The organism is 'Camptotheca acuminata' phytoplasma (genome assembly GCF_041276565.1).
Taxonomy (GTDB): domain Bacteria; phylum Bacillota_I; class Bacilli_A; order Acholeplasmatales; family Acholeplasmataceae; genus Phytoplasma.
In genome coordinates, this window is the sequence record NZ_JBGGGR010000024.1 from 1 (window position 1) to 5,205 (window position 5,205).

Genomic DNA, 5,205 nt, shown 5'->3' on the forward strand with positions numbered 1-5,205 from the left:
AAGCAAGTGATAACTTGCATGAAAAAAATGATAAAAATTTACTTAATATTGGTTTTTTAAAGAATTTATTTTCTTTTAAATAGTTTTTAATTGTTATAAAAAACAAAATATTCCGATTATTTATTGTTATCTATTGATTGACCTAAATTTTTTATTAATTATAAAATAATCTAATGTATTTTTTTATTTTGTTATCATTGTTATTAGAAAATAAAAAGAAAAAAACCAGTTTGAAACATAAAAATATGTTAAACTGATTTTTATTAAAAACATCTAAATTAAATATTAAAAATTATTTATTAATTATTATTACTGTAATATAAATGTATTATTGATGGAATGAAAAGATTTGATTAACTTTTTATATGATTTTATTTGTTATTGTTGAATTTGTTACTTACAAAGCAAAATCATCAACGAAACAAAAATTTAACTACTGTTCTTCCTAAATATTTATCACTTTTTATTAAAGCACTACCTTCTTTTATTTGTGTTCCAGGTATGGTTGTATTTTCATTTTGTAATTCTACTGAAAATTTATCTTCATTGCCTCTTAAAAGTTCATTCTTTGATAAAATTTTTTCTTTAATAGTTTCAGGATTATTATTATCTAATAACCCCAATGATATTATTGATATTCTCTTCCATAATTCGGTATTTAAAAATGCGTTTAATTCAAATATGATTTCATCACTGTATTTATTGTCAACAGTTAATTTAGCTTGTTTATTCTTGTTTATCATTTCAATTTTTAAATCTGATTCTTTTAAATCTTGTAATTCTGGTAAATCTTTAAATTTGTTTTTAATAGCTTCCTTTTATTTTTGGAACTGTATATTCATCTAAATCCAAAGTTTGTCTTAATTCGCTTACTTTGTTAGATAATGAAGGTTTTGGTGTTGATGTCTTTTTTGAATTTTCAAAAATACAAAACATCAAAAGAATCAAAAGTAAAACTGATAAACCACCGATAACTAAAATAATAATTTTATTTCTTTTTGTAATTTTTTTGAACATATTATATAAAACCTTTGTTTGACAACACTTAAATTGATTTTTGAAAATTTTTTTCTAAAAGATATTTTAATAAAACAACACTATTAATATAATAATATAATTTAGGACAAAAAACATAAAAATGAATTAATATCTTTATAAATAAAGAAAATAATCATCTATAAATGGGAATCTTTTTTATAAAAATTTATATAGTTTGGTGAATAAATTTATAATGTATAATATACAGTGTTTTCAAAATTGAGAACGTATATAGTTATAAATTTTTTCGCAAATAATTTTTTATTATTCTTTATTTTTTTACTAATTAGAAAAGGTAATATGTTTGCCATTAGATAAAAAGAATTTTAATAAAAATTTTTTATTCGTATTATCAATATTATTTTTGATTATATTTTTTCTTTCTTTTCAGATACTGGAATACAAAAAACAAAATAATAAAAAAGAAAAAATAATTGCTCAATTAAAAGAAGAAATTTTAGTTTCTGATAATCAAATTCCAATTTCCAATGAAAAAATTTTTATTCCAGACAATATTAAAGAAACAATTCAACAAAATATAGAAGAAGATATAGAAAAAAATATAGAAGAAGATATAGAAAAAAATATAGAAGAAGATATAGAAAAAAATATAGAAGAAGATATAGAAAAACCAAAATCTGAAAAAGATGATTCAGAAAAACAAGAAAACGATAACGATGAAAATAAATATCGATATCATAATTTACCCAATGATATTTTTCTCATATACGATATTGCTTACCCAGATATTATAAAGATTATTTCTCAAGATAATAAACAATTAGAATACAATTACAAAACAGGAAAAATTCATAAATTAATTGATTGTTATGGGAACATCAGAGAATATGATCAACAAACATATAATTTGGTTAAAGAAATTTTTTTTCACAAAAAACCTGATCCAGTCAATTTTAATGAAAACGATCGAATTCCTATTATGCATCAAAAAAAATATGACAGTTATACAGGACATTTATTTGAAGAAATAACACCAGATCAAATCTCTAAAGAATATATTCATTATTTGAAAAAAGAAATTTTTCCTAATGGCACAACAAGAGAATATTTTCCTCATCATTTCCGAGATACATCAGAAGACCAAAAAATCATAAAAGAATATGATATCAATTCTCGAAATTTAATTAAATTAATTTTTAATAATGGTTATATTAAAGAATATGGTTTGTATACAAATAAATTAACTAAAGAAATTTTTCCTGACGGTGAAGTTCATATATATAATCCTTTTACGGATAAAATTATTACAAAAATCAAACCAGATGGCAAAATAGAAGAATATGATCCTCAAAATGGTTTTTTATTAAAAGAAATTTTTACAGATGGAAAAATTATAGAAACAATCAGAGAATATAACGACGATAATAATAAATTAAAAAGATTATTGTTAAGTAATAAAAATATAATTGAATTTGAAGAAGAATCGAACGAAATTAAACAAATAATTTATCCAGATGGCACGATAAAAGAAAGCTTAAAGGAATATAATTCCGAAAATAATAAATTATCTCAATGGACTTCTCCTGATGGAGATCATATTAAATATTTCGACAATATCAAAGGAAATTTGATTAAAGAAAAATTACCAGATGGTAAAATTAAAGAATATGATCCAGATACTTGTTTATTAACAAAAGAAATTTTTGAAAATAATTTTTATATTATATATGAATATATTCCAGAAACAAATGACATATCACAAGTGACTTTTTCTGATGGAACAGTTGTGAAATATAATTTCAATTTTTTTTAAAAAAATAATATAATAAAGAATTTTTTATTATATTATTTTTTTAAAAAAAATTGAAATTTTAATATATTCCTGAAAATAATTTATTTTTTTTAAAAAAAATTTTAAGCTCTATTCAATTTACGAGCTATAAAATTAGTAATAAAAGTAAATATTTGAATTAAAATAAATAAAATGATAATAGATACCCAAATGATATCGTTGTATTCGAATCCCTTTAAATGAATATTAGTATCTTTTTGAACACCATATTGATAAGCTATATATCCTATTCCTTCTAATCCTAAAAGAACTAAAACATTAGAATATGCCAAAGAAGAAATAAAAAGCGAATTTACTCTTAAAATTAAATGCGAAATAGATTCTGGCAATATAAAATAAAAGATAAATTGAATTTGATTAGCTCCTAAAGTATAAGCGACAGAATAAAGTTCCTGATTTAACTGTAAGAAAACTTGTTCACAATAACGAGCGAAAGCAACAATTAAAATTAAACTAAGAGATAAAAAACTAACTTTGAATCCAACATATAAACCAAAATAAGGTCCTAAAAAATATTTAATAATATAATTAACTAACAATAAAAAAGGAATAGAAAGAATAAAATTAACAAAAAAATTAATAATAAAATAAGATTTTATTTTATTATTAATTTTAAATAAATATAAAAAAATACCTAACCAAAAACCAATAAAAACAGCTATCGTACAAGATACAAAAGATACTATTAAAGTATCTTTTGTACCTTTTAATATTAAAAAACTGTTATTATTCTTACTTTGAGAAATTAAAACGTTCCAAAAAGTCTTAAAAATATTAAGCATTATGCATTATTAATTCCTTGTTTGATTTTAAACAAAATAAGAATTTATTTTGTCAGTTATTTGTTGTAATTCATTTGGTTTAAACCCAATTGTATTTTCTCTATGTTCGTTCCAATAAGATTGTAAAATTTCTGGTTTTGAAAGAACTTTTTTTAATTTTTGTATTTTTGATTCATTAACTTTGTCTTTTTTAACTATTAAAGAAATCAAAAAAACCCAAATAGGATCGTTTTGATCTTCTGGTAAGTCCATCTTTTTCAAAACATTAAGTTCATCTAAAGATTGTCCTACTTTCGATCTTACAACTCCTGGATAGTTTAACATAATATCTGCATACAATGGTTCATTTCGGCTTTTTCTTAATCGAGTGATCATCTCGTCGTTTAAAATATCAGATGTATCATCTATTTGTAAATTTGTAGAATTTATAGTAAAATCATCTAAAGTTAATTGAAATAATCTTTTTTTACCATTTGGTTGTATTACTAAATTTAAATCTGTTCTTTCTGGTTTTCTTGTTATTAAATTTTCTTTTTCTAAAAAACGTAAAGCTAAAGTTTTTTGAGTTTCTTCTCTTGGTATTAACATTTTAATTAGACGATCTGCTAAATTGTTATATTCTAAATTATTTCTATTTAATTTATACATACCAAACTGAGTGAAATACAAAGGCATAATAACTTCTATATTAGGTGTCGCATTCGGTTTTTGTCTTAAACTTTGAAAAGTAGACCAAGGAAGGTGAGAATCTAATTTCGCATCAACTGTCCCATCTTGTACACGTTCGTGATTTTTTGAAAAATCTCCTCCGGAAAACTGAACATCTAATTCGATTCTTTCTTTGTTTAATGCTTCCTTTACTTTATTGAGAGTTAAAAAATTTTTAACATCTGGCAACGCTGTTACCATAGTAATTTTTTCTAATTGTTTATCATCTCTGCTTTGTTTTATCAAAATAAAAGAAACGATACCGATTGCCAACAACATCAAAGACCAAACAAATAAAACTATTTTTTTTGCTAAAGTCATTTTTTAAAAACTACTTTCTATAACTTTCATTTTCTACTTTAATAAAAATGAAAATGATTTTAATTTATAAATTCAAAACGTTAAAGTAATTATTATTATAATAAAAAAATAACGTGTTGCAATTATAATTGCACCGGAATTTTTATTGTTTTCGTTTTATTATTTTCTTTATTTTTTTCAGTTCAAAATATGTATAATTATGAATTTTTTTACATTTTTTCTAAATTCATAAAAAGTTAAATATTAATTAAATTCAATTAAATATAAAAGAATTAAATAATAATATAAACAGCATTTATAATTAAAAATAAATTTTTATAGACTTAATTATATTATAATATTTTATCGAATTTATTTATGAAAATATTTCTTGAAAAAATTAATTAAGAAAAATTTTATTTTTCTTATTGAAAATTTTAAAAATAAATAATTAAAAATAAATAATTAAAAATAAATAATTAAAAATAAATAATTAAAAATAAATAATTAAAAATAAATAATTAAAAATAAATAATTAAAAATAAATAATTAAAAATAAATAAT

Annotated in this window: 5 protein-coding genes; 1 reads left to right on the forward strand and 4 read right to left on the reverse strand. The window is 20.5% G+C overall.

Annotation, left to right across the window (positions count from 1 at the left end):
• Positions 1-413: 413 nt before the first annotated feature.
• Positions 414-743, reverse strand: a complete 330-nt coding sequence (locus AB6A63_RS01875) for a hypothetical protein (protein WP_370430999.1) — start codon at positions 741-743, stop codon at positions 414-416.
• Between the two features lie 61 nt (positions 744-804).
• Positions 805-1,017: a hypothetical protein gene (locus tag AB6A63_RS01880; RefSeq protein WP_370431000.1), complete on the reverse strand. Its 213-nt coding sequence runs from the start codon at positions 1,015-1,017 to the stop codon at positions 805-807.
• 325 nt (positions 1,018-1,342) lie between these two features.
• On the opposite strand from AB6A63_RS01880, the gene AB6A63_RS01885 reads away from it, so the two are divergent.
• Positions 1,343-2,812 (forward strand): DUF2963 domain-containing protein, encoded by a 1,470-nt coding sequence (locus tag AB6A63_RS01885; RefSeq protein ID WP_370431001.1) that lies wholly within the window; start codon positions 1,343-1,345, stop codon positions 2,810-2,812.
• Between the two features lie 101 nt (positions 2,813-2,913).
• Here the strand turns inward: AB6A63_RS01885 and AB6A63_RS01890 are convergent, their stop codons facing one another.
• Together AB6A63_RS01890 and AB6A63_RS01895 are read right to left on the reverse strand one after the other, a co-directional pair.
• On the reverse strand, positions 2,914-3,633 hold the full coding sequence (locus AB6A63_RS01890) for an ABC transporter permease subunit (protein WP_370431002.1): 720 nt from the start codon (positions 3,631-3,633) through the stop codon (positions 2,914-2,916).
• Between the two features lie 27 nt (positions 3,634-3,660).
• On the reverse strand, positions 3,661-4,662 hold the full coding sequence (locus tag AB6A63_RS01895; protein ID WP_370431003.1) for a hypothetical protein: 1,002 nt from the start codon (positions 4,660-4,662) through the stop codon (positions 3,661-3,663).
• Between the last annotated feature and the right edge of the window lie 543 nt (positions 4,663-5,205).

What these genes read in the sequence shown, in the direction of transcription:
- AB6A63_RS01875 (WP_370430999.1), bottom strand. Translation starts at nt 743, where the DNA reads ATGATAAACAAGAATAAACAAGCTAAATTAACTGTTGACAATAAATAC.
- AB6A63_RS01895 (WP_370431003.1), bottom strand. Translation starts at nt 4,662, where the DNA reads ATGACTTTAGCAAAAAAAATAGTTTTATTTGTTTGGTCTTTGATGTTG.
- AB6A63_RS01890 (WP_370431002.1), bottom strand. Translation starts at nt 3,633, where the DNA reads ATGCTTAATATTTTTAAGACTTTTTGGAACGTTTTAATTTCTCAAAGT.
- AB6A63_RS01880 (WP_370431000.1), bottom strand. Translation starts at nt 1,017, where the DNA reads ATGTTCAAAAAAATTACAAAAAGAAATAAAATTATTATTTTAGTTATC.